At 38.4% G+C, this 22,021-nt stretch carries 19 protein-coding genes; 1 reads left to right on the top strand and 18 read right to left on the bottom strand.

The window, feature by feature from the left end; genetic code table 11:
* Nucleotides 1-369 precede the first annotated feature (369 nt).
* The 18 genes from H7U22_RS22165 to H7U22_RS22080 all read right to left on the bottom strand — a co-directional run bounded on the left by H7U22_RS22165 (nucleotide 370) and on the right by H7U22_RS22080 (nucleotide 20,225).
* A complete protein-coding gene (locus tag H7U22_RS22165; protein WP_187073529.1) occupies nucleotides 370-531 on the bottom strand; it encodes a hypothetical protein in 162 nt (53 codons plus the stop codon).
* An 834-nt stretch (nucleotides 532-1,365) separates the two neighbouring features.
* Nucleotides 1,366-2,397, bottom strand: coding sequence for a class I fructose-bisphosphate aldolase (locus H7U22_RS22160; protein ID WP_187073528.1), 1,032 nt, complete (start codon nucleotides 2,395-2,397; stop codon nucleotides 1,366-1,368).
* Nucleotides 2,394-4,784 (bottom strand): phosphoketolase family protein, encoded by a 2,391-nt coding sequence (locus H7U22_RS22155; RefSeq protein ID WP_187073527.1) that lies wholly within the window; start codon nucleotides 4,782-4,784, stop codon nucleotides 2,394-2,396. The genes H7U22_RS22160 and H7U22_RS22155 overlap by 4 nt, the downstream gene beginning before the upstream one ends.
* Nucleotides 4,785-4,834: 50 nt before the next feature.
* Entirely contained in the window at nucleotides 4,835-5,575 is a 741-nt protein-coding gene (locus tag H7U22_RS22150; protein ID WP_187073526.1) for a cupin domain-containing protein, read from the bottom strand.
* Nucleotides 5,576-5,659: 84 nt separating this feature from the next.
* Nucleotides 5,660-6,865: an acetate/propionate family kinase gene (locus H7U22_RS22145; protein ID WP_187073525.1), complete on the bottom strand. Its 1,206-nt coding sequence runs from the start codon at nucleotides 6,863-6,865 to the stop codon at nucleotides 5,660-5,662.
* Nucleotides 6,862-7,488: an HAD family hydrolase gene (locus H7U22_RS22140; protein WP_187073524.1), complete on the bottom strand. Its 627-nt coding sequence runs from the start codon at nucleotides 7,486-7,488 to the stop codon at nucleotides 6,862-6,864. The genes H7U22_RS22145 and H7U22_RS22140 overlap by 4 nt, the downstream gene beginning before the upstream one ends.
* Before the next feature lie 52 nt (nucleotides 7,489-7,540).
* On the bottom strand, nucleotides 7,541-9,964 hold the full coding sequence (locus H7U22_RS22135; protein ID WP_248284832.1) for a copper-translocating P-type ATPase: 2,424 nt from the start codon (nucleotides 9,962-9,964) through the stop codon (nucleotides 7,541-7,543).
* A gap of 521 nt (nucleotides 9,965-10,485) precedes the next feature.
* Nucleotides 10,486-10,713 (bottom strand): heavy-metal-associated domain-containing protein, encoded by a 228-nt coding sequence (locus H7U22_RS22130; RefSeq protein ID WP_187073523.1) that lies wholly within the window; start codon nucleotides 10,711-10,713, stop codon nucleotides 10,486-10,488.
* Between the two features lie 27 nt (nucleotides 10,714-10,740).
* Entirely contained in the window at nucleotides 10,741-11,193 is a 453-nt protein-coding gene (locus H7U22_RS23225) for a DUF6799 domain-containing protein (RefSeq protein ID WP_187073531.1), read from the bottom strand.
* A 282-nt stretch (nucleotides 11,194-11,475) separates the two neighbouring features.
* Nucleotides 11,476-11,556, bottom strand: coding sequence for an SHOCT domain-containing protein (locus H7U22_RS23220; protein ID WP_317173023.1), 81 nt, complete (start codon nucleotides 11,554-11,556; stop codon nucleotides 11,476-11,478).
* Nucleotides 11,557-11,956: 400 nt separating this feature from the next.
* Complete coding sequence (locus H7U22_RS22115) at nucleotides 11,957-14,719, bottom strand: multicopper oxidase domain-containing protein (protein WP_187073522.1); 2,763 nt, start codon at nucleotides 14,717-14,719, stop codon at nucleotides 11,957-11,959.
* Between the two features lie 2 nt (nucleotides 14,720-14,721).
* A complete protein-coding gene (locus tag H7U22_RS22110) occupies nucleotides 14,722-15,186 on the bottom strand; it encodes a heme-binding domain-containing protein (protein ID WP_187073521.1) in 465 nt (154 codons plus the stop codon).
* A 1-nt stretch (nucleotide 15,187) separates the two neighbouring features.
* A complete protein-coding gene (locus H7U22_RS22105; protein ID WP_187073520.1) occupies nucleotides 15,188-15,760 on the bottom strand; it encodes a DUF3347 domain-containing protein in 573 nt (190 codons plus the stop codon).
* 74 nt (nucleotides 15,761-15,834) lie between these two features.
* Nucleotides 15,835-16,302, bottom strand: a complete 468-nt coding sequence (locus H7U22_RS22100; RefSeq protein WP_187073519.1) for a DUF3347 domain-containing protein — start codon at nucleotides 16,300-16,302, stop codon at nucleotides 15,835-15,837.
* A gap of 160 nt (nucleotides 16,303-16,462) precedes the next feature.
* Nucleotides 16,463-16,909, bottom strand: coding sequence for a hypothetical protein (locus H7U22_RS22095; RefSeq protein WP_187073518.1), 447 nt, complete (start codon nucleotides 16,907-16,909; stop codon nucleotides 16,463-16,465).
* A 178-nt stretch (nucleotides 16,910-17,087) separates the two neighbouring features.
* On the bottom strand, nucleotides 17,088-17,651 hold the full coding sequence (locus H7U22_RS22090) for a helix-turn-helix domain-containing protein (protein ID WP_187073517.1): 564 nt from the start codon (nucleotides 17,649-17,651) through the stop codon (nucleotides 17,088-17,090).
* 108 nt (nucleotides 17,652-17,759) lie between these two features.
* Complete coding sequence (locus tag H7U22_RS22085; protein ID WP_187073516.1) at nucleotides 17,760-17,972, bottom strand: heavy-metal-associated domain-containing protein; 213 nt, start codon at nucleotides 17,970-17,972, stop codon at nucleotides 17,760-17,762.
* An 18-nt stretch (nucleotides 17,973-17,990) separates the two neighbouring features.
* A complete protein-coding gene (locus H7U22_RS22080; protein ID WP_187073515.1) occupies nucleotides 17,991-20,225 on the bottom strand; it encodes a heavy metal translocating P-type ATPase in 2,235 nt (744 codons plus the stop codon).
* 681 nt (nucleotides 20,226-20,906) lie between these two features.
* Here H7U22_RS22080 and H7U22_RS22075 point away from each other — a divergent pair.
* Nucleotides 20,907-22,021 (top strand): site-specific integrase (locus H7U22_RS22075; RefSeq protein ID WP_187073514.1); only part of this gene is annotated, 1,115 nt, incomplete at its 3' end.

The following is a 22,021-nucleotide window of genomic DNA, read 5'->3' as shown; positions in this document are numbered from 1 at the left end:
CTGCTTTTTTCAAGCAACAACTCTGGGGGTCAATTTAAAATTGGCGAAAGGGGGTCAAATTTATTGGTATATGCACTGATTGCAATAATTATAGGGCATTAGCCCTTAAAAGCTCAAAATTATGGCTCGGCCCTTACGGGCATAATATATCATTATTATCCTTTTACAAACTCCTTTTTAGAGTTTAGTTTAGACATCTTAACCAAATAGTGACGATTGGTATTTTTAAGAAATTTACTACCATAAGAAGAAGGCGGGAACAACATAAAATCATTCCCGCCAATCTAAATTAACGCTCTCATTTACTATAAGGCAAAACAGAGATATTATTGCGTAAATGATAACATTAAAATTTTAGCCTATATAGAGTTAACCTAATTCATTTTCATTATCGGATTTTTTTATAAACTTCTCAATTACTCTAAGATTATCTGGCGATATTGCTCCTATACCAGGCAGAAGCAATTTTATGATACTTGCCATCTCCTTTATTTCCAAATTCATTTCCGATAACGCTTGATGATATCCCATAGGATATCCCTTAGCTGCAATATAACTTTCTTTTTTATCGATATAGCCAGTATTTCCGTAATCAGTAGCGAATTCAATGATTTTATCCTCTAGTGATTTTTTAGTATCTGATTACGTTTCCATTCTTGATGAGGCTTATTGTGCCTTCCTAGACGAAAGATACAAACTAACAAAAGTTAAACTTTACGGTTCCCTGGCCTGTTCCCCCTTACAATATTGATCGTGGTTACACTTCTTGCAGTTATAACATCCACGCCATTTCAAATCCGATAAATATTTTAAACAGCTGAGATCATCAGGAAATTTACCTTGAAATTCAAATATCGAAAGACTTTTAAATCGATTTTCCATAAATCTAGTTTACTAGTTCTATTAGTATTTTGCAAGTGCCTATTTCAGTAATTTAATATAAAACAAGCCTTAAGATGGTATATTGATAAACCAAACTTTTTGACCTCTTTCCACCAAATCATTAACTGAATGACCAGCAATATTTTACAACAAATCTATTTCTGTTGAGATGGGATCAATTAACTCCGGTTTTTCCATAGATGCTTTTCATTTTTACAATCTCTAAAATAATGAAATTACCTCAAGCGGATCTCAATAAATAGTTAATTGATTAAGTTAAATTTTCACTTTCTGTAAGCAATTCTACTCAATTAAAAAAAAATTGTAGTTCAAAATTTTTATGAAGTAAGGATTCGTCACGGTGTTTAAAAAGGAGCATAAGATAAACTGGGAATAGATTGCTTACCCTATCGGCTCTTTCTCCACAATTTTACATTAAAAATGAGCATTGTTAAATTAAAAGCACTTAAAAGTAATATATAGCTACTCGATTAAATCCTTCTCCATCGCGGCAATATATTCTCCACGCCTTGCAGCTGCGTTACATTTAGCCCTGTGATATAATGCTTTTTGTGCTTTTGCAACATTTGCTTTATCGCCTTTCCAAATATCCAAAGCGGGTTGTTGAATGGCTCTTGCAAAAGAGAATGTAACTATCCATGGCAATCGGTTTTTGAACTTTGTTTGTATCGCATTTAAATGCGCTGTTGCATATTCTGCTGATTGCCCACCCGATAAAAATGCAATAGCAGGAACGGCAGCCGGAACTGATTCTAACAAACAGTTTACAGTGCCTTCGGCGACCTCTTCAACGCTGTTTTGTAGTTTGCTTCCTGTTCCGGCAATTACCATATTGGGTTTCAAAATCATTCCTTCCAAACTGATTTTGTTAACGTATAACTGATAAAAAAGTGTTTTAAGCACCTGCGCTGTAATTTGATAACAACGTTCTAAACTGTGGTTGCCATCCATCAATACTTCAGGCTCCACAATAGGCACAATATCTGCTTCTTGACATAAAGAGGCATACCTAGCTAAGGCATGAATGTTCGCCTCAATAGAACCCGTAGTTGGGATGCCGTTGCCAATCGAAATTACAGCCCTCCACTTGGCAAAGCGAATACCTAATTTTTTGTACGCTTGTAAACGATCCCTTAACCCATCTAATCCTTCTGTCACTTTTTCATCGGGGAAACCCGCCATTGGTTTAGCACCAATATCAACTTTAATTCCTGGAATAATCCCAGACTTAACCAACACATCTAAAAAAGGAATTCCGTCTTTTGTTTGTTGATGGATAGTTTCATCAAACAAAATAGCGCCGCCAATACTTTCATTCAAGCTGGGAGTTGTAACGATCAGTTCACGGTATTTGCGACGCATTTCAATTGTCTGTGGGATGCCCAATGTAGCAAAACGCTTGTTGCAGGTATCTGTACTTTCATCCATGGCAAGCAGTCCTTTACCTTCAGAAAATAATTGCTGAACGGTATCTATGAGAATTTGCTTGTTCATGATTCTAAAACCTCCCATTTCCAGTTTCTAATTTCTGGCATATCCATACCTTCTTTCCTGATATAGTTTTTATGTATTATCAATTTATCCTGCATCTCCTGTTTTAAATAGGCTGTTTTGTTTTTCAATTGCGGCAACCTGTCTAATGTATCCATTACTAAATGATACCGATCCATCTCGTTTAAAACCGTCATATCAAAAGGTGTGGTTATAGTTCCTTCTTCTTTATAGCCGCGTACATGAAAGTTGACATGATTATTTCGCTTGTAAGTAAGCCTATGAATTAGCCATGGGTAACCATGAAAAGCGAAGATTACGGGTTTGTCTTCTGTAAATAACGTGTCAAAGTCTTTCGTATTCAAACCATGTGGATGTTCTGTTTCCGGTTGTAGTTTCATTAAATCAACCACGTTTACTACCCTCACTTTTAGCTCAGGCAAATGTTCTCTAAGAATAGAAACAGCCGCCAACGTTTCTAGTGTAGGTACATCTCCGGCACAAGCCATTACTACATCTGGTTCTACATCTTTATCGTTACTTGCCCATGGCCATATTCCAATTCCCTTGGTGCAATGCACTACAGCTTCATCCATACTAAGCCACTGTGGTGCAGGATGTTTACCTGCTACTGTTACATTTACATATTGCCTGCTACGGAAACAATGATCCATTACTGATAAAAGGCAGTTGGCATCTGGCGGAAGATAAACCCGTACTACCGATGCTTTTTTGTTCATAACCACATCCAGAAAACCAGGATCCTGATGGGTAAAGCCGTTATGATCTTGTCGCCATACATGTGATGCTAAAAGAATATTAAGGGAGGCAATTTTTCTGCGCCAAGGTAAATGGGAGGTAACTTTCAGCCATTTTGCATGCTGGTTAAACATGCTGTCAATAATATGAATAAAGGCCTCATAACAATTAAAAAGTCCATGCCTTCCAGTAAGCAAATATCCTTCCAGCCAGCCTTCACATTGGTGTTCACTCAGCATTTCCATCACTCTTCCTTCCTTTTTTAGAAAGTCATCTGTATCAATTACCGGTGCTTCCCATTGACGATCGGTAGCTTCAAACACAAAGTCTAATTTATTTGAAAGGGTTTCATCAGGACCAAAAATCCGGAAGTTCCTTTGCTCGATGTTTGCCTTGATAATATCTCTAATAAATTTTCCCAGCACCAAAGTATCACCAGATCCCAATTGGCCACGTTTCATTTCAACTCCATAGTCCCTAAAATCGGGCATACGGAGATTTTGAAGTAAAAGCCCTCCATTGGCATTTGGATTATCTCCCATTCGGTGTTTTCCCGATGGTGCCAATTCTTGAAGTTCGCTATTTAAACGTCCGTTATTATCAAATAATTCTTCAGGCTTGTAACTCCTCAGCCAATCTGCTAACTGCTTTAAGTGTTCAGGGTTTGTTGCAGGGTCTTTAATGGGAACTTGATGCGCCAAAAAATTACCTTCTATCTTTTTGCCATCCACAAACTTAGGCCCTGTCCAGCCTTTTGGCGATTTTAAAATAATCATAGGCCATTTCGGACGAGCAGCATTTTTGTCTTTAGCAGCATTTTCTTTAATGGCTTTTATTTCTCCGATTACCTTATCCAGCAAAATCGCCATTTGTTGGTGCATCTCCATTGGGTCATCACCCTCAATTACATAGGGCTTCCAGCCATAACCTAAAAAAAGTTGTTCCAATTCCTCATCTCCAATTCTTGCCAAAATGGTTGGATTAGCAATTTTATACCCATTTAAATGAAGGATAGGCAAAACCACACCATCGGTAACGGGGTTTAAAAATTTATTAGAATGCCATGCCGTTGCTAACGGGCCTGTCTCCGCTTCGCCATCGCCAACTACGCAAGACACGATTAAATTGGGATTGTCAAACGCAGCTCCGAAAGCATGACTAAGCGAATAACCTAATTCTCCGCCTTCATGGATAGAACCAGGACATTCGGGGGAAACATGGCTCGGTATGCCACCCGGAAATGAAAACTGTTTAAAAAGCTTTCTTAAGCCTTCCTCATCTTGGCTTATATTCGGATAAACTTCGCTATAAGTACCCTCCAAATAAACATTCCCTACAATGGCAGGACCGCCATGACCGGGGCCGGAGACATAGATCATATCCAGATCATACTTTTTTATAATCCTGTTAAGATGGACATAGATAAAATTTTGCCCCGGCGTGGTTCCCCAATGCCCTAGTAACATTTTTTTAATATGTTCGGGTTTTAAAGGTTCTCTTAAAAGTGGGTTCTCATGTAGGTAAATTTGCCCCACAGAAAGATAATTAGCGGCTCGCCAGTAGGCGTTTATTTTATTTAACAGATCTTCCGATAAGTTCTCGGTTGTTATTTCTAACGATTTTGTTTCCATAACTTAAATTTTTATTATTAAAATTTCGGTTTCAAAATGACATGATGTTTCTAAGGTATTACAATCATTGTAAGTAAAAAAAAGCTTTCTTCAACAGCAATTACGCTATGGGGGATGTTTGCTTTTAAGGCAATCATTTTCCCTTTTTTTAACAATACTGTTTGCTGCTCTGTAGTAAATTTTATTTCCCCCTCTAATAGCTGTACATGAATATTGCCTTTTGCTTGATGTTTTTTTAATTCGGCATTTTTATGGAGCCCAATAAGGACAATGGTTGTATTGTCCGATTTAAAAATAGTGATGGAATTGCGATTGGTTGTAGTCCAGGTAACTTCATTTTTTAACTGTTCAATAAAAATATTGAGATCCATTTCTACCAATAGGGCATCTAACATACGATCTCCTTCTGGCCGTAATGGAGTTGCTTCGTTGGTTTTAATATCTACTTCTATATTTTCAGTCAGTTCATTTTTGATAGTACTGGCAGTATGTATTCTTAACTTAGAGATAACAGCATTCGATTTTTCATCTGAGGAAATTCCGTAACCGTTTACCAAAACGCCTTTCACTTTAAATTTTGGAGAGGAAATAGCATATAGTATTGACTGATCTTCAGGATTTGCGTCCCCTTCAAACCGGTATACCTTATCTATCTCAAAATCTTCAGGAGATAAACTAATATTTTGCCGATCACAAATCACGCATTCTTTATTGATATTAAAATCTAGTGTATATCCATCTTTTTTTAAACCATTAATAGTTTCTGATAATGTGCCGTAACTTTCTTGCATGTCTTATTTTCCTTTGTTTAACTCAATGATTAATTTGTCTGCTATAAAAATTTTCACCCGTGTTTGAGTTTTTATTCCCCAACATTATCTTTGATTGTTATCTTTTGTACTGCTTTGATATAATTTAGAAGTCGATTCTGCAATCATAAATTCTTCATTAGTTGGGATTACATAAACTTTTACTTTACTTTTTTTTGTGGAAATGATTGTATTATTTTTTTTGTTTTTTCTTTCATCTATTTCCATCCCCAAATAATTAAATCCTTTACAGATGCGTGACCGTATTACTGGCGCATTTTCGCCGATACCGCCAGAAAAAATCAAAACATCAAGCCCACTTAAACTCGCTGTATATGCACCGATGTATTTTTTTATTTGATAACAGAATATTTCAATGGCTAACGCGGCATCTTTATTCTTTCCTTCATGTTGAAGTAAATCCTCCATGTCAGAACTATAACCTGAAATTCCTAATAAACCAGATTGATGATTAATTAAATCGTTAAATTTTTCTGCGTTAATACTTTTTCGTTGCAGGTACCATGCCACGCCAGGGTCTAAATCACCAGTTCTCGTACTCATCACTACTCCTCCAGCTGGTGTAAAACCCATGCTGGTATCTATGCATTTGCCTTTTTTAACTGCCGCAAGGCTTGATCCGTTTCCTAGATGGGCAAGAATTATTTTTCCCTTAGCTTCAACCTCATTTTTCTTTCTTAGCTCATTCAGTAAATAGCTGTATGAAATGCCGTGGAAACCATATCGCTTAATGCCTTCATCATAATATTTTTTTGGGATGGCAAACGTACTTGCATATTTGGGTAAGGTTGTGTGAAAAGAAGTATCAAAACAGGCAACCTGCAATAACTGCGGAAATTGCTTTCTAAATAGTTCTATCATTTCAATTTCTGCGGGAAGATGGTCTGGATCATACTCCATTATTTTACGCAGTTCCTTCAATAAATTGTCATCAATAACTTCTGGATGTTTATGATCCATACCGTGAACTATGCGATGCCCGATACAAGCTATCTTTTCAAAATATTTTTTCGCTTTGAGCCATTCAATTAAAACCTCAGTAATCTCCTTAAAAGTTGTTGTATCTATTTTGATTATGCTTTTTTCGTGAGTAAGGTTATCCGTAACTGTAAATTCAGGATTATCCAATCCAATTCTTTTGATTTGCCCAGAGAGGATACTCTTTAATTTTTTATCGATATTATACAAGGAGAACTTGATGCTAGACGATCCGCCGTTGATTACCAAAACACATGTTTTTAATACCTTCATGATGTAGTTTTAAATCCTAATGATTGTAATTCTGCACAGGTTGTTTCATAGCTACTATGGCAAATACCTTTTATGCCCAAGCTTTGGGCAACCTCCACAAATACACATAGGTCATCAATGCAAAGGGTTTCCTCTGGCTTCGAGTGTGCCATATCAAGCGCCAATTTGTAAATGTCAACATCGGGTTTTCGTAAATGAACATAAGTTGAGGAAACAAAAAAATCTATAATTTTTGCCAATTCAAATTCCTCAATCCTGTACGCATTTAGTTCCCTGGCTTCATTGCTCACTGCAACAACCTTTAAACCATACCGCTCTTTTAAGCTCTTTATCAACTCAATCATTTTAGGGAAGGGCTTTGATTGCGTAAACATGAATTGACGAAATTCCTCTTTTGTGAAATTTCGCGGTTTATTAAAAACGGTAATGTCCAAATATTCATCTATGGTAAGCTTTCCCAATTCATAAGTTTCAAATACAATGGCATGCCTAGTATTGAAATCGTTAAAATCAAGATTGAATTTTTCTGCAGCAAGCTGTCGCGACTCATGAGCCCAGCCATTGGTAAGTAGTACATTGCCAATGTCAAGAAAGACTGTAGTTATATCAGTTTTTGATTCCATATTAAATCTTGTTTCAATTAACAATCAATTTTATAAGTCGCTCTTTTAAATTTTATTTATTCTCTATTTTCTTTCTAAGCAATTGCGCATTAACAGCCACTATAATTGTACTTAAACTCATGAATACTGCACCTACGGCTGGGCCTAATACAAATCCCTGACTATATAACACACCTGCAGCAAGCGGAATTGCGACTACGTTATAGGCAGTAGCCCAAACTAAATTCTGTATCATTTTACTGTAAGTGGCTTTACCGAAAAGAATAAGATTGGCAATATCGTGAGGATTGCTGTTTACCAAAATAATATCGGCAGTTTCAGCAGCTACATCTGTTCCGGAACCTACGGCTATGCCCACATCTGACTGTGCAAGTGCAGGTGCATCATTCACCCCATCGCCAGTCATGGCTACAAATTCGCCTTTGCTTTGTAAATCCTTTATTATTTCAACTTTTTGATGTGGTAGCACCTCTGCAAAATATCCATCCAAACCTAACTTATCGCTTACCGCTTTAGCTACTTTGTCATTATCTCCAGTTGCCATTAATACTTTTATTCCATTCTTTTTAAACACCATTATGGCTTCGGCGCTTTCTGGTCTTATCTCATCGGCTAAAGCAATATATCCAGCTAGTTTATCATCTATTATAATGAATACTACTGTTTCTGCTTCGCTACTGTACGCGTCTGCAGGTAGCTCAATCTTTTTATCTTTAAGATAGCCTGGGCTAACCACCTTTACATTCTTACCTTCAACAATCGCTTCTACTCCTTTACCAGTTATGGCATTAAATTTTTCAGGTTTAGGAATTGTAACTTTGTTTTCTTTTGCTTTACGAACTATTCCGACAGCAATAGGGTGTTCCGAACTTTGTTCTAAAGCCACAGCGAGGCGTAGCAATTCATCTTCAGAAAATTGCTTATCAACCGAAACTATTCTTGTAACGCCAAAATCTCCTTTAGTAAGTGTTCCTGTTTTATCAAACAAAAGCGCCGTTATTTTTCGCGAATCTTCAAATGCGGTACGGTTTCGTATTAAAAGCCCGTTTTGGGCAGATACTGCTGTAGAGATGGCAACCACTAAAGGAATTGCTAGCCCCAATGCATGCGGACAGGCTATTACCATTACGGTTACCATACGTTCTAGTGCAAACACAAATGGAAAACCTAAAAGCAACCATACGGCTAACGTTCCAAAACCAAGACCAAGCGCAATATAGGTAAGCCATTTGGCAGCCCTATCGCTCAAATTTTGCATTTTGGATTTGGACTTCTGTGCATCTTCAACCAGCTTAATCACTTTATTGAGATAGCTGTCTTTCCCGGTATGCTCCACTTTTATTTTAAGCGAACCATTGCCGTTAATAGAACCACCTATTACTTTATTTTCTATCTCTTTTTTTACAGGCTTGGATTCTCCTGTTAACATGGCCTCATTCAGATAACTACTACCTTCTATAATAATGCCATCAGCTGGAACTTTTTCGCCAGGCTTAATCATGATCACATCATTTTGTTGCAAGGCATCCAGTTTAACATCTTCAACCTGACCATCCGCTTTTACACGGTGCGCTTCTGCTGGCATCATGCTTACCAGTAATTGCAAAGCTTTTGAAGCACCAAGAACCGATTTCATTTCAATCCAATGCCCCAGTAACATAATGACTATCAGCGTACCTAATTCCCAGAAAAAATCAACTCCTGGCAATCCAAATACTGTGGCTGCACTATAAAAATAGGCTACGGAAATGGCCATTGCAATCAATGTCATCATCCCTGGCGAGGCTTCTTTTACTTCGCCCCAAAACCCTTTCAGAAATGGCCAGCCACCCCAGAAATAAACATATGAAGATAGTGCTAAAAGGATGTAAGGATTGCCAGGTAGCAAGAAACTAAAACCAGCGAAATCTTGAATCATTGGAGAAAAGACAAGTATGGGTACGGTTATGATCAAACTAACCCAAAACCGTTTCTTGAAATCCTGAATCATCATTTTATGGTGGTCGTGGCCTGCCATACCCATCGGAATAGCTCCGTGATCCATTTTACTATGATCCATTTTTGAATGCTCGGCTGAAGTCATGTCCATTTTTTCCGAGTCCTCTTTTTCTGGAGACTCATCTTCGGAAGATTCTTTTTCTGATGGTTTCTCAGCACTCATTTTGAAATGTTCTTCTTCGGTCATATCCATTTTGCCCGATTCTTCTTCCTCTGGAGTTTCCTCTTTTGACGGTTCAGCTTCAGTAGCTTCTTCTTTTGGAGTTGCACCCGTGCTCTGTTCTTTTGGGGTTTCCTCTTTTGATGGTTCTGCTTCAGGAGCTTCCTCTTTTGGAGTTCCGTCTTTTGGAGTTTCTTCTTGCGGAGTTTCCTCTTTTGAGGGCTCTACTTTAGGAGTATCAGCATGGGCGTTTTCCGTAGTAGTTGTAACCTTGGGCTCATCGCCGTCCGTATCGATATTAATGGTGATTTTTGCCATTTTGCAAATATTATTCTGTTTAACTTTTATCTGGTAACCACTTTTCTGACAGCATACTTTAATGTTAAAATATCCATCTAGAAATTTTATTTTTCAGAGCCCATTTTCGCATGTTCTTCCTCGGTCATATCCATTTTTTTCGGTTCATCTTTCTCCGGAGTTTCGTCTTTTGATGGTTCTGCTTTAGGAGTTTCCTCTTTTATAGTTGCATCAGTGTTCTGTTCTTTTGGAGTTTCTTCTTGCGGAGTTTCCTCTTTTGGAGATTAAGTTTTTGGATCGGCGGTTATATTGCCGGCTTTAGTAGTGGTTACCTTAGGTTCGCTATTCTCCGAACCGGTTTTAATGTTAATAGTGATATCTGTCATGTCTGTAAATTTTATAGTTAAAAAATTATTTAGTAAATTTCATTTTTAGTTCTTCAAGTGCATCTACAATCTTTCTAGCCAATAAAACCGTTATACATAAACATCATTTATTAAATTTAGGTTAGTGCTTAAGTTCCGCTGACAGAAAAATTTCAGTTAAGATGTACTAAGTTCCGAAATGGTGAAATGTGTGTCTTTTAATGCTTCTTGCAATGTATCGGCTTTAATTAATACAGATGATGTAATTTCTGCTTGCTTATTTGCCAAGTCAACTGATACGGATGTTACATTTGGTGCAACAGCTAATCTATTTTTAACTGATGATACGCAGCCACCGCAGCTCATACCGCCAATGTGATAAGTATGCTTGATTGAATTTTCCATGGTTGTTTAATTATTTATTACTAGACTTTATTTAACTTTCTTCACTAAATCCATTCCGCATTTAGAGCATTTGCCTGGTTTATTGCTAGTAACTTCGGGGTGCATGGTGCATGTGTAAACAGTTGCCATGTTTTTGCTTTTTTTCATTGTTGAGCTCTTCATGTTGTTATTCATCATTGAACATTTGCCCATTTTTCCGCTCATTTCCATACAATCGCCTTCCTTAATCATCATCTTTTTACCATCTTTCATGGTACACTCGCCGTTAGTCATAACCATTGTTCCATTTTTCATAGTCATGTCCTTTTTCATTGGCATTGTTTTGCCATCTTTCATTACCATCATTTTGCCGTCTTTCATCATACAGTGATCCTTCATCATTGCAGTTTTAGTTTGTGCAAAGGAATTGTTAACTGAAAAGGACATCACTAGCATAAGCAATGAAGCAAATACTATAGCAGTAGTTTCTTTAAATTTCATCTTTATTGTTTTTTAAATTATCTTCAGTTCCACTGTTGCCCGTTCTTCAGTTTCGCTGTTACCCGATTTTTATTGAACAAATTTTCAACTCCTACCGCCAATGTGGTAAGTATGCTCTATTGAATTTTATGCTTTTCTGATAGTGATTTCACAAACTCCGTGATAGATCTGCATTAGGGCATATGATTATTATAATTTATAATTAGTTAAGACTATATTCCAAACATTCATAACTTATTACGGATTGCAGAAAATTCTATGATTTTATTTTTCAAGATCAGATTACTTTTGTTCCATGATCTTCCTCTTCTCCTCGAATTCTTCTTTTTGAATTTCTCCTGCAGCAAACCTCTTCTTTAAAATATCGAGTGGCTAATCCTTTTTAGCTCGTTGTCCAGGTATATTATAGGGAGTTGCGGAAATCCATATTAACATAATTACCCAGATGAACCACCATATTAGGTGCATTCCACCAAAATTTTCATAATGCATCATAATTTTTGATTTTAAAATATTAAAATTAAAGATGCTTCTTTATAGGTTATTACCATATGATAACCATCAACTTAAGTCGTGACCTTCGTTACTATTACCTGTTGAGTGGCGAAATTTTCGTTGACAGGTTTTATTGATTAACAGAAATACACCTATCTACCCTGTAAGTAATTGACTTACATCACCTTTTAAAACGATGTAAGTCAACCGCTCTTACTTCTCTATAAAATATTGAAACTTTACAGACCAACTTTAATATCTCTAAAAATTAATAGGTTAACGTAATTCCTCCGCCATATCCCATGTCACTATCATAGTGTGTTGAGAAAGAGAAGTATTTAGTAACGATGTACCTTAAACCTCCCATATATTCTTTATCGGTATTGGCCATAATATTCATTCTTAGCCTATTGGTTAGCGGAATATCTTCCCGCATCAGCTGAAAACGTAATTTGCCCTTACTATCTAACCTTGCCTCTGCAGTTACCAGCATTGGAAGGATATACTGGACACCAATTACAGCAGCCCTTCGGTTATCCTGGTTGCTGAGCTGCCCAAACATATTCTTTTCCAACATGTTGCCCGTTCGATTATAATGGTAATCAAAACCAATGAAGGGAAACAGCCATTGCATTTTACCAATATACTTTCCAAAATAAGTTTCACTTTCGTTGCCATGATGCGCCTTTAACCCAAGTCTCCATTCTGTTGAGAAACGGTAACGGGTATTAGCCAGCATAAATTCACCGTCACTGCCATTGCTTTCCAAACCTACAGTTGCCATTGGATGAAATGCCCTATCGTCAGAATTTAGTCCACGTTTAGCTAATTTTGGGTCGGTAATATCAGTTTTATCAACTAAGGGGTTGTCATAACTGAACACCCTGCCCATACCGCTCATCATGTGGTACAAAATGTGGCAATGAAAGAACCAATCGCCACCTGCCTCTGTAGCAGCAAACTCTATGGTGTCACGCTCCATGGGCATGATATCAAGTACGTTTTTCATTGGTGCGTTTTCGCCCTGTTCGTTCAGCACCCTAAAATCATGACCATGCAGGTGCATTGGATGGCGCATCATGCTGTTGTTATATAGGATAATGCGAATATTTTCACCTTTTTTGATTAGAATTTTATCACTTTCGGAAACCGTTTTATTATCCAGAGACCATACGTAACGGTTCATGTTCCCTGTTAGTTCAAATCTTAATTCTTTCAATGGACCTTTGGGTAACGTTGTTTTTTTTGGGTCACGGAGCATATTGTAATTAAGGGTTACAATATCCTTGCTTTCGGCAGCCATGTTCATTCCCGCCATGCTTTTGTCATTCGGCATCTGCATACCAGGCATATCGGCTTTTTTGTTGTTACTCTTCGGGTTTTCCTCACCAGTTATTTCAGGGTACATGACCGTGTTCATGTCCATGATCTGGTTTTGCATCTTCATGCCATCCATCTCGATCATGTTTCCCTGCATGTCCATCATGTCGTTCATCATCTGCATGCCAGCAAAGTATTTTAATTTTGGCATTTTCCCAGCTGGTACTTTTTCCCCTTTTCCTAGCCACAACGAAGCAGATTTGGTACGATCTTCTGGCGTAACCAAGAATTCGTAACTCTTATTTTCAGGAATAGTCACCACCACATCATAGGTTTCTGATACCGCAATAATCAACCTGTCTACTTCTACAGGCTCCACATCGTTACCGTCTGTAGCCACCACGGTTATCTTACCGCCAGCATATTTCAACCAGAAATAATCAGAAGCGCCGCCGTTGGCTATACGTAATCTTACCTTATCACGAGCTTTAAATTGTGGTTGTTCATTCTGGTTCTTGCCGTTGATCAGAAATGCATCATAAAAAACATCACTAACATCCATTGCATTCATGCGCTTCCATTCATTGTTAACCTTTGTTTTAAAATGGCCTGTTTTAATTGCCTCAGCATAACTTTGGGTAGCGCCTTTTTGTATACCGAACCAGTCCGTAGCATTCTTCAAGCTGCGATGAACCTCTTCTGGTTTCATGTCTATCCATTCGCTGATGACCACTGGAAGCGTTGGAATATTCCATTCGTTGCGCTTGTTCATGATAAATGCCCCATACATTCCAATCTGCTCCTGCAACTTACTATGGCTATGATACCAGTGTGTTCCATGTTGAACGATGGGGAACTTATAAATATATGTACTATGCGGCTTTATAGGCATTTGTGTAAGGAAAGGAACACCGTCCATTTTGTTTGGCAGAAACAGGCCGTGCCAATGAAGCGAAGTTTCTTCATCCAGGTTATTATGGACATAGATTAATGCCGTATCACCCTCTGTAAAAGTGAGTGTAGGCATAGGAATTTGTCCGTTAACCGCAATTGCCCTTTTTGATTTTTTGCCGTACGTAACCGTTGTGTCAGCTATGTACAGATCGTAGCGAACAGTACGGGGCGGCGTGCTATTGGTAATGGTTTTTATAGGGCCTAAATTTGATTTTGCCTTTTTGATATTCTCCATTGTAGCATTGTTATCTCCCATTTGCATTCCGCTCATGTCCTCCATGTTTTCAGCTTTTTTTGCGTCTTCTTTCATGGGCATTTTTATGTCATCATGCTTGGCAGGAACTGCCTTTGGAGCTTCCTTTACCAGTTTCATTCCACATTTCGGGCAGTTCCCTGGAGTAGATTTATGGATTTCGGGATGCATAGAACAGGTAAAGCTTTCAACTTTTTTATCAGTTGGCTTTGTTTCCGCTTTTTTTGGTTGTCCCCAACCCATATTTTCCATTCCCTGTTTTTCACCTGATTCAGTTTTTTTAGGGGCTGTTGTCGTTTTTTTCGAGACCACCATTTTTTTCTTTACCAATGCCATGCCACATTTTGGGCATTTACCAGGTTTGGACTCCTTGATTTCGGGATGCATGGGGCAGGTATAAATAACTGCATTTTGTGCAACTGCTGTACCTCCATGATCTTGATGCTGTGCGAAAGCTAGTTGAGCCATGCACAACCCCAATATGAATATTATGATCTTTTTCATTTCTATTTGTTTTTTTCCAAACTGTCAATTGTCTTATTAATCCAGTCGGTCACCAGTTTTTGTTCGTCATTAGAGAGCTTTGCACTACGATGTATAATTGTATATGATTGGAGCGGCATAACCTCTTCTTCAATGCGCTCTGCCATTGATTTCAACTTACTCAATTTTCTACGTAAGGGGTAAGCGTTAAATTCATCAAAATTAAGCTCCGATTTTCCATTACTTATATGCGAGTTCATCCACCAACCCATCGGTTGAATATGGGCATACCAGGGATATACGGTCGAATTGCTATGACAATCAAAACAGGAGGCCCTTAAAATCATACCGATGTTATCTGGCACATTAAATGCAACCTTAAATTCTGTATGACCAGGGTTGCCCATATCATTATCAGAAGGCTGTATCAACTGCAGCAGTAAAAACACTATAACTATCCCTGCTAGTACCTTACCCCTAGTTTTCATATTAGTTAAGCTCTTCCTTTACGCTTCCACAGTCTGGCATTGATTTTCCGTAATATGGATTATGTATTTCCTTGGTTTCGCTTAGCCAGTTGCCACCTTTTCCTTTGTTGTACATTGGGCAATTGGTATAATAAATTTTTGTGCCCATTGCGGTTCCAGCCTTCAGCAGCTCATATATTTCGCCGCTAAGGGTTTCAAAGTGCTCCCTTTGGTGCTTAATGTTACCCGCATTTGTCCCGATATGCTCTGCATGTTCTTTGGCATCTGCACTAATTTCGGAAAAGATTTTTGCCTGCGCCGATGGTAGCTTGGCCTGATCTATATTGGTGAAAGAAACCACCAAACTTTTGGCTGCTGCTGCAGCATTGGCGTCGTTATCCTCTGCGAGCGCATTCTTAAGTTTAAGGTAATCATTTAATACACTGGCAGTGGCACTGCTTTTTGTTGCGGATGTATCAGCCAAATTTTTGTCGGTATTATCTGCTGATGAAACACCTTCAGTAGTTTTTGTAGTATTGTTGCATGCAGCAAACAAAAGGGTGGACAAGGCCATCCCAAATAGGATATTTTTCATTCTGTTCTCTTGAAAATTGTAAATAGCCTTTACTCCCTGAGTCTATATCTCAGGGAGTAAAGGAATTTAATAGGTTAGTTAATGGTCTCTGTTACTTTTCCACAGGTAAGCATAGAGCTGCCATAATATGGGTTTTTAACGGCCTTTTCATTGCTGAGCCAACTGCTTTTTTTCATAGGGCAGTACTGTACATAAATTGGCTCGGAAGATATTTTGGCTGATTTGGCCAATGCAATAATACCATTAGAGAGCGGGGCAAAGTGTTCCCTTTGCACTTTGATATCCTTTATGCCAGAGATCAATGCGCCATGTTTTAACAGTTCTGCTTTTTCTTTACTGCCAATGATTTTACTATCGGCAACTTCTATCGCTTTGTTAAGTTCCGCTGCCTTTTTGTTGGCGGTTTCTGAATCACCGCTAACTAGCGCATCTTTTAATGAATAGTAAGAAGTTAAAAGTTCTGGAGCTTGAGTGTTTTGTGCAAAGGTGCTTTGCAGTAGGGTCGACGTTAACACGGCAACCAATAAAAATATTTTTTTCATCGCTATAATTTTGTTTTCAATGGTGATGAAGCTGCCATGATCGTTTCATTCATCTGTTTGATGTATGAAATCATGACCGTTTCATTTTATTTAAATTTAATGTACATAGATTATCTCATTGGTTACAGCTTGGCTGTTACCAAAATAAATTGGCATTAAATCAGATTTGAAAACTCTGTACCGCAATGCGGATATCGCATATAGGCGGATGATGGCATCTGACAAAGTAACTGTTGTCTGGAGTATGTACACTACTGGCAAAAACAGTCAGCAGTCCGTAAACCTGAACGATTACATCCTGCAATAACAGCGGACTCTTTACAGTAGTACTCTTTACTGTCTGTTTATCAATACTCACAAATTTATCAACTTCGTCTTTACAACAATTGTCCTTTTTATTTTTATTAGCCTTGTGCTTTTGATGAGAAGACGGTGTTTTTGCATCTTCTTGGTGATGGCTGTGTTTCTTTGTTCCAGGCGCATGTAAATGTAAGGTGCTTTTAACAACCGATAAATGATCATCGTGATGCTCTTTATTAAATCCTATATCTACCCCTACGCTACAAGCAAATCCAACCACCGTATTCGTAAGGAATATGATGGTCAAAAATATAGCTTTAAACTTTGTAGAAAAAAGGATTTTCATTTAGATAAAATAAACTATTATTTGTTAAATGCTACTACATAACAAATATAGTGTTGTTACTGTTTTGAATGTTACAAGATTCTGCAAAAAACTTACATAATTCCCGCTAGGATGATAGATTAGTTTTTGCGCAGTGCTATTAGATCTTGTCAAGTGGTTTACGGTCTTTTGTGCCAAGCGACTTAAATTCACTAGGTGTTATCCCGGTTACCGATTTAAATTGGTTGGAAAGATGTGCACTGCTGCTATAGCCCATCTGCCATGCAATTTCATTTAGGTTCAGTTCGCCATATTGAATCAGTTCCTTTACTTTTTCAATTTTTTGCTGGATAATAAATTTTTCAATGGTGGTGTCTTCACTCTCCGAAAACAATCTACTTAGATAACCGTAGTCTTTGTTGAGTCGGTCGCCCAATACTTCGCTAAAAACAATGTGCATCTCTGGTTGTGTTGAATGGTGTACCAGCTCAATGATCATGTTCTTGATTCTTTCGACAAGTTTGTCCTTATCTTTATCAATAAGTTCAAATCCAAGCACCTTTAGGGCAGCAGAAATCTCTCTCAATTTTTCTTCTGAGGGATTGGGGCTTACAACTGCTTCCCCGAGTGAAATTTCTTCGATCACAAGGTCTAGGTGCTGTAACTGTTGTTCCACCACGGAAATGCAGCGGTCACAGACCATATTTTTGATTGATAATAACATTTGTTAATTAATAAGATACGATTTAAAATTTGGCATCCTAGCGTTGAAACGCTACAAACATCAAGCCGAACAATCAGCCTGATGTTGTGATTTATATCTGATCTACATTTAAAGTTTTTCGGCCTTATAGCCGGCATCTTCGAGCGTATCTATTACCTCTTGGCTATCAATTCCCGGGTTTCCTTCAATCGTTAAAATCTTGTCGAGGTTCTGGGTATCTACATTCCATTTTCCGATGGCCGGAAGTTTATTCAAGAAAGGAGTAACGTTTGCTATACAGCCGCCACATTTGATATTTGTTTTGAATTTTAATGTTTCCATGATTGTTGTTATTTATTTTTAGATAAGATTAGAAAATTTAAGACGAAGACTATTGCTTACAACCGACACCGAACTTAAGGCCATTGCCGCACCAGCGATCATTGGGTTTAACAAAAAGCCATTCAATGGATATAAAATACCGGCTGCGATTGGGATACCGATCAAATTATAAATAAATGCCCAAAAAAGATTTTGTCTGATGGTTCTAACGGTGAGCTTAGATAACCGCAATGCTTTTGGAACCTGCATCAGATCAGAAGAAACCAATGTAATTTTGGCTACATCTATGGCAATATCCGACCCTTTCCCCATCGCGATAGATACATCTGCCTGAGCCAATGCATGGCTATCATTGATGCCATCTCCAATCATTGCCACTATTTTACCCTGTTGTTGCAGTTCTTTAATAAACTCGGCCTTATCAGCAGGCAATACTTCTGCCTTAAAGTCGATTATACCAACCTGCAATGCTATTGCAGATGCCGTTTCATGATTGTCGCCCGTAAGCATATAAACAGCAATACCTTGTTTCTTTAATTCCGCTAATGCCATTGCAGAACCATCTTTAATCTGGTCTGCTATGGCAACTATTGCCAATACTTGTTTAGAGTTGGCGAAATAAATAACTGTCTTGGCCTGTTTTTGGAAACCCTCTACCGATTTTAGCAAGTTATCATTTATTGAAATACCTGCATTAACCAATATTTTATGGCTACCTGCCCAATATTGCTGCCCTTTATAAAAGCCATGAACACCTTTTCCCGTAAGGCTCTCAAATTCTTCAACCGCTACCGTTTCGGTTTTAGTAGGCCTTAAATAGTTAACAATAGCTTCTGCCACTGGGTGTTCTGATTGCTGTTCGAGATCTAATAGTATCCCTTCCAGTATCTGTTTGTCAATACTCAGCCCTTCCTGCCAAATCATTTCTGTAACTTCAGGCTTGCCTTTTGTAAGCGTTCCCGTTTTATCAAGGATAACTGCATCTACTTTATAACCAAGCTCTAGCGCCTCGGCATCTTTAATTAAGATCCCATTTTCGGCACCCTTACCAATGCCTACCATAATTGCGGTGGGCGTTGCAAGTCCTAATGCGCAAGGGCATGCAATAACCAGAACGGTAACCATGGCCAACATTCCTTGGGTAAATGCATTTTCCCCGCCGGCTAACACCCATATTAATAACGTTAGCAATGAAATACCCATGACTACCGGAACGAATATTCCAGCTATCTTGTCGACCAGTTTTTGAACAGGAGCCTTAGATCCCTGCGCATCCTGCACCATTTTGATAATCTGTGCAAGCATCGTTGCTCCGCCTACCTTTTCGGCCTGGAAACGAAAGCTTCCCTTTTGATTAATGGTTCCCGCAAAAACCTTATCGCCTTTGTTTTTGGACACGGCAACGGGCTCACCTGAAAGCATGCTCTCATCTACATAAGAGCTACCTTTATAAATTTCTCCATCAACGGGAATCTTTTCGCCTGAGCGTACCAATATTTTACTTCCAATAGTAATCTCCGCAAGTGGGGTTTCTATTTCGCCGTTCTCGGTAATTACAAGTACAGTCTTAGGCTGCAGGCCAATCAGTTTTTTTATTGCAGAAGATGTATTGGATTTTGCACGCTCTTCCAATAATTTCCCGAGCATGATAAAGACGATGACTACGGCAGCGGCCTCAAAATAAACGTGTGGATGTAAGCCCCTGCTGTGCCAGAACTCGGGGTAGAAGGTGTTAAATATGCTAAAGAGATAGGCAATACCGGTGCTCAGCGCAACCAGCGTGTCCATATTGGCACTACCATTTCGGGCCTGCTTAAAAGCGTTTATAAAAAAACTCCTTCCAAACACGAAAAGTACGGGTGTAGTTAACACCAGCATATAATAATTGGCGTAGGGCAGCTCCATAAAGAACATCCCGATAATTACCACGGGCAACGTTAATAATGCAGCTGAAATCATTCTTTTCTTTAGCGCATTATAGTTGTTCCGCTGTACTTCTTCCTGTTTTTCCTTACCATTCTCAACATCTAGAATAAGGTCATAACCTATTGCCTGTACTGCTTTTTGAAAAGCTGACGGCTGTATTTGCGCTGGGTGATATGAAACCTTTACAGATTGGGTTGCATAGTTTACCTCTGCCTTATCAACCCCAGGTTGAGCGTTTATCATACTTTCTACGCTTACGGCGCATGCGGCGCAGGTCATCCCAAGAACGGGTAACGATATGGTCTCTATATTTTGTGTGGTTTTCATTTGCTAAATTGTATGATACAAAAGTACCGCAATGCACCACTGGATTTTTACAGGATTTTGGGAAAAAGTTGTATAATTTCTCCTTTCCTGTTCATGCCTGAAATAGGAAGTAAAACTAAGTCTGTCAAAATGAAAATGAACCTTACTTCTATAACAAAAAATAAAGAGCAGTAAGCCTAAATGTGTTATATGTAGAATAAATTATTTGAAAGCCAACTTTTCTAAATCCCCTATTTTTGCCCAGCTACAAAAAGCAGCTTAGTTCTAACAAACATTCTACGGTATTGAAAAAGCATCAATATTCCCTAGTAGAGAATTCGTAAAAACCTCTACTAGGGTATTGTACTATTTCTCGTCGTCTAATTCATCAACCAAATTAATTATACGTTTCAAATCGGAAACAAAAGTGTTCGAGAAAATGTCAGTAAGGTTCACAGAAAATAGTATCAAAACTACGTAAAAGCTTGCAAATCAAATGATTGCAAGCTTTTTTGTTTTAGTGGAAAAACCAAAATACTCACCGATTCTCATATTAAAAGTGTGTAATTCGGTGAGTAATTTGGGTACCTAAATTACTCACCGAATTAATTATAACCACTTGTTTAACAAGGTGTTCGACCATCGAACATCTTGACGTTTTCAGACTGCAGGGCTAATTTTGTTAACCTTAATTCAGTTTATATGAAAATTAATTTTAGCCTGCTTTTTTATCTTAAAAAGCAGAAAAACTATCGTAGCGGCCATGTGCCAGTTTATTTAAGAATAACTGTTGGCGGAAAAAGGGCAGAAATGACCAGCGGGCTTGAGTGCGATCCCGAAAAGTGGAATACCAAATCGGGCAGGCAGGATGGAAAAAAGGAAGATGTCAGAAGCTTTAATGCCCATCTGGATAATCTTCAGTCCATGATCAACCAGGTTTACAGGGATCTTTTTGATGCAGGCGAAGTTATTACATCCGATGGCATTAAGTGCAGATTTATCGGGCGGGAAGTCCGGAGGCATACCTTGATGGAAGGCATCAAAGTTCATAACGAAAAAATGGAGGCTTTGGTAGGAAAGGAATACGCCATTGGTACCTTGAAGCGCTTTCAGGTCTTGGAAAGACATCTTACCGCCTTCATGAACGAGAAATACCAGATAACAGATATCAACATCAAAAATATCAACCATGCGTTTATAAGAGATTTTGATTTTTTCCTGAGGTCAGTGAACGGTTGTGCCAACAATACCACAGTGAGGTATCTGAAAAGCCTTGGTAAAATCCTTCGCATTTCATTGAGCTTAAAATGGATTGACAGCGACCCAATGTTTGGATACAAACTAAAGAGCAAAAATGTAGAGCGTTCATTTCTGACAGAGGATGAATTAACTAAAATTTCAGAAAAGCAGTTCTTAACCGAGCGGCTAAGTCAGGTAAGGGATGTTTTTATCTTCTGCTGTTTTACCGGACTTGCGTATTCTGACATAGAGAAACTGAGCCTATCTAATATTAAAAAAGGTGTAGATGGCAAACAATGGGTTTACACAAACAGAACAAAAACGGGAACCCGGTCTGCTGTTCCCTTACTACCACCAGCAATCGCAATATTGGAAAAATACAATGACCATCCATATTGCATCACCAAAGACAGGGCATTGCCAGTTTCAAGCAATCAAAAGTTAAATGAGTACCTCAAGGAAATCGCCGCAGTTTGTGGGATCGATAAACCTTTAAGCTCGCACATTGCAAGGCATACCTTCGCAACAACGATAACCCTGTTAAATGGTGTTCCTATGGAAAGTGTATCCAAAATGCT

Origin of the sequence: Pedobacter fastidiosus (assembly GCF_014306625.1) — a bacterium.
Classification (GTDB): domain Bacteria; phylum Bacteroidota; class Bacteroidia; order Sphingobacteriales; family Sphingobacteriaceae; genus Pedobacter; species Pedobacter fastidiosus.
This window is presented reverse-complemented; position numbering and strand designations above follow the sequence as displayed.

Bases quoted from the DNA above. Each gene is read 5' to 3' on its own strand.
- H7U22_RS22115 (WP_187073522.1), bottom strand. From the start codon at position 14,719: ATGAAAAAGATCATAATATTCATATTGGGGTTGTGCATGGCTCAACTA.
- H7U22_RS23225 (WP_187073531.1), bottom strand. From the start codon at position 11,193: ATGAAATTTAAAGAAACTACTGCTATAGTATTTGCTTCATTGCTTATG.
- H7U22_RS22155 (WP_187073527.1), bottom strand. From the start codon at position 4,784: ATGGAAACAAAATCGTTAGAAATAACAACCGAGAACTTATCGGAAGAT.
- H7U22_RS22145 (WP_187073525.1), bottom strand. From the start codon at position 6,865: ATGAAGGTATTAAAAACATGTGTTTTGGTAATCAACGGCGGATCGTCT.
- H7U22_RS22140 (WP_187073524.1), bottom strand. From the start codon at position 7,488: ATGGAATCAAAAACTGATATAACTACAGTCTTTCTTGACATTGGCAAT.
- H7U22_RS22100 (WP_187073519.1), bottom strand. From the start codon at position 16,302: ATGAAAAAAATATTTTTATTGGTTGCCGTGTTAACGTCGACCCTACTG.
- H7U22_RS22150 (WP_187073526.1), bottom strand. From the start codon at position 5,575: ATGCAAGAAAGTTACGGCACATTATCAGAAACTATTAATGGTTTAAAA.
- H7U22_RS22080 (WP_187073515.1), bottom strand. From the start codon at position 20,225: ATGAAAACCACACAAAATATAGAGACCATATCGTTACCCGTTCTTGGG.
- H7U22_RS22165 (WP_187073529.1), bottom strand. From the start codon at position 531: ATGGGATATCATCAAGCGTTATCGGAAATGAATTTGGAAATAAAGGAG.
- H7U22_RS22085 (WP_187073516.1), bottom strand. From the start codon at position 17,972: ATGGAAACATTAAAATTCAAAACAAATATCAAATGTGGCGGCTGTATA.
- H7U22_RS22090 (WP_187073517.1), bottom strand. From the start codon at position 17,651: ATGTTATTATCAATCAAAAATATGGTCTGTGACCGCTGCATTTCCGTG.
- H7U22_RS22135 (WP_248284832.1), bottom strand. From the start codon at position 9,964: ATGGCAAAAATCACCATTAATATCGATACGGACGGCGATGAGCCCAAG.
- H7U22_RS22105 (WP_187073520.1), bottom strand. From the start codon at position 15,760: ATGAAAAATATCCTATTTGGGATGGCCTTGTCCACCCTTTTGTTTGCT.
- H7U22_RS22130 (WP_187073523.1), bottom strand. From the start codon at position 10,713: ATGGAAAATTCAATCAAGCATACTTATCACATTGGCGGTATGAGCTGC.
- H7U22_RS22160 (WP_187073528.1), bottom strand. From the start codon at position 2,397: ATGAACAAGCAAATTCTCATAGATACCGTTCAGCAATTATTTTCTGAA.
- H7U22_RS22110 (WP_187073521.1), bottom strand. From the start codon at position 15,186: ATGAAAACTAGGGGTAAGGTACTAGCAGGGATAGTTATAGTGTTTTTA.